Origin of the sequence: Streptomyces sp. NPDC058459 (assembly GCF_042721685.1) — a bacterium.
In the GTDB taxonomy this organism is placed as follows: domain Bacteria; phylum Actinomycetota; class Actinomycetes; order Streptomycetales; family Streptomycetaceae; genus Streptomyces.
In genome coordinates this window covers 1-2699 of sequence record NZ_JBHXLV010000378.1, presented here as the reverse complement: position 1 = coordinate 2699, position 2699 = coordinate 1, and the positions used below count along the sequence as shown (strand labels likewise).

The window sequence follows — 2699 nt, the reverse complement described above, 5'->3', positions numbered from 1 at the left end:
CCCCGGAATCCCCCACCCGCCCCACGCGTTCCCCTGGTACACCACTCTCCCCCCGGCCTGAAGACGATGGTGAGGCGCCGGATCGCTACCATGGGGTTTCCGGAGCCTGACCGGGGGACCCGGACCGCGCACTAGGAGCCCTCTTGCCAGACGAGGCCCAGCCACTGACCGCCGCCAAGCCGGAGTCCGCTCCGGCCCCCGCGGTGAAGCCCGTGCCGAACGCGTCCGACGCGAAGGACGACGCACGCGGCTCGGTCGAGCACGCCCAGGCCGCGCCGGCGGAGAAGAGCGCCGACACCGTGCGCCCCAAGCCCGCCCCCGTGCGCCCGGCGGCAGGTCAGACCACGCCTCGCTCCGGCTCCTCCAACCGCGTCCGGGCCCGCCTGGCCCGCCTCGGTGTGCAGCGCGCCAACCCCTACAACCCGGTGCTGGAGCCGCTGCTGCGGATAGTGCGCAGCAACGACCCCAAGATCGAGAGCGCCACGCTCCGCCAGATCGAGCGCGCCTACCAGGTCGCCGAGCGCTGGCACCGCGGCCAGAAGCGCAAGAGCGGCGACCCGTACATCACGCACCCGCTCGCCGTCACCACCATCCTGGCCGAGCTGGGCATGGACCCGGCGACCCTGATGGCCGGGCTGCTGCACGACACCGTCGAGGACACCGAGTACGGCCTGGACGACCTGCGCCGGGACTTCGGTGACGTGGTCGCACTGCTGGTGGACGGCGTCACCAAGCTGGACAAGGTCAAGTTCGGCGAGGCCGCGCAGGCCGAGACCGTGCGCAAGATGGTCGTCGCCATGGCCAAGGACCCCCGCGTCCTGGTCATCAAGCTCGCCGACCGCCTCCACAACATGCGCACCATGCGCTACCTCAAGCGCGAGAAGCAGGAGAAGAAGGCGCGCGAGACCCTGGAGATCTACGCGCCGCTCGCCCACCGCCTGGGCATGAACACCATCAAGTGGGAGCTGGAGGACCTCGCCTTCGCGATCCTCTACCCCAAGATGTACGACGAGATCGTGCGGCTGGTGGCCGAGCGCGCCCCCAAGCGCGACGAGTACCTGGCCATAGTCACCGACGAGGTGCAGGCCGACCTGCGCGCCGCCCGCATCAAGGCGACCGTCACCGGGCGCCCCAAGCACTACTACAGCGTCTACCAGAAGATGATCGTCCGCGGCCGTGACTTCGCGGAGATCTACGACCTGGTCGGCATCCGCGTCCTGGTGGAGACCGTCCGGGACTGCTACGCGGCGCTCGGCACGATCCACGCGCGGTGGAACCCGGTCCCCGGCCGGTTCAAGGACTACATCGCCATGCCGAAGTTCAACATGTACCAGTCGCTGCACACGACGGTCATCGGACCCAACGGCAAGCCGGTCGAGCTGCAGATCCGCACCTTCGACATGCACCGCCGCGCCGAGTACGGCATCGCCGCACACTGGAAGTACAAGCAGGAGGCCGTGGCCGGCGCCTCCAAGGTACGCACCGACGCGCCGAAGAGCGCCGGCAAGGGCAAGGACGACCACCTCAACGACATGGCGTGGCTGCGCCAGCTGCTGGACTGGCAGAAGGAGACCGAGGACCCCGGCGAGTTCCTGGAGTCCCTGCGCTTCGACCTGTCCCGCAACGAGGTCTTCGTCTTCACACCCAAGGGCGACGTCATAGCGCTCCCCGCCGGGGCCACCCCGGTGGACTTCGCCTACGCCGTGCACACCGAGGTCGGCCACCGGACCATAGGGGCACGCGTCAACGGACGCCTGGTCCCGCTGGAGTCCACCCTGGACAACGGTGACCTGGTGGAGGTCTTCACCTCCAAGGCACCCGGCGCCGGGCCCTCCCGCGACTGGCTGGGCTTCGTCAAGTCGCCCCGCGCCCGCAACAAGATCCGCGCCTGGTTCTCCAAGGAGCGCCGGGACGAGGCGATAGAACAGGGCAAGGACGCGATCGTCCGCGCGATGCGCAAGCAGAACCTGCCGATCCAGCGCATCCTGACCGGCGACTCCCTAGTCACGCTCGCCCACGAGATGCGCTACTCCGATATCTCCGCGCTGTACGCGGCGATCGGCGAGGGCCATGTCTCGGCGCAGAACATCGTGCAGAAGCTGGTGCAGGCGCTCGGTGGCGAGGAGGCGGCCACCGAGGAGATCGAGGAGCCGGTCCCGCCGACCCGCCGCAGCCGCAAGCGCCGCTCCAGCTCGGACCCCGGTGTCGTCGTCAAGGGCGTCGACGACGTGTGGGTGAAGCTGGCCCGCTGCTGCACCCCGGTACCCGGCGACCCGATCATCGGCTTCGTCACCCGGGGCAGCGGCGTCTCGGTGCACCGCAGCGACTGCGTCAACGTGGAGTCCCTGTCCCGCGAGCCCGAGCGCATCCTCGACGTCGAGTGGGCGCCCACCCAGTCCTCGGTCTTCCTGGTCGCCATCCAGGTCGAGGCGCTGGACCGCTCCCGGCTGCTCTCGGACGTCACCCGCGTCCTGTCCGACCAGCACGTCAACATCCTGTCCGCTGCCGTGCAGACCTCCCGCGACCGGGTCGCCACCTCACGCTTCACCTTCGAGATGGGCGACCCCAAGCACCTCGGCCACGTCCTGAAGGCCGTGCGCGGCGTGGAGGGCGTCTATGACGTCTACCGCGTCACCTCGGCCCGCAACCGCAGCTGACCGGCGCATACGCCGAGGGGCTCCGTACGCGACGTACGGAGC

At 69.7% G+C, this 2699-nt stretch carries 1 protein-coding gene; it reads left to right on the top strand.

Annotated elements, in window-relative coordinates:
* Nucleotides 1–143: 143 nt before the first annotated feature.
* Nucleotides 144–2657 carry a RelA/SpoT family protein gene (locus ACFWN1_RS32815; RefSeq protein WP_384370265.1) on the top strand — a complete coding sequence of 838 codons (2514 nt, stop codon included), beginning with the start codon at nt 144–146 and terminating at the stop codon, nt 2655–2657.
* The last annotated feature ends 42 nt before the right edge of the window (nt 2658–2699 follow it).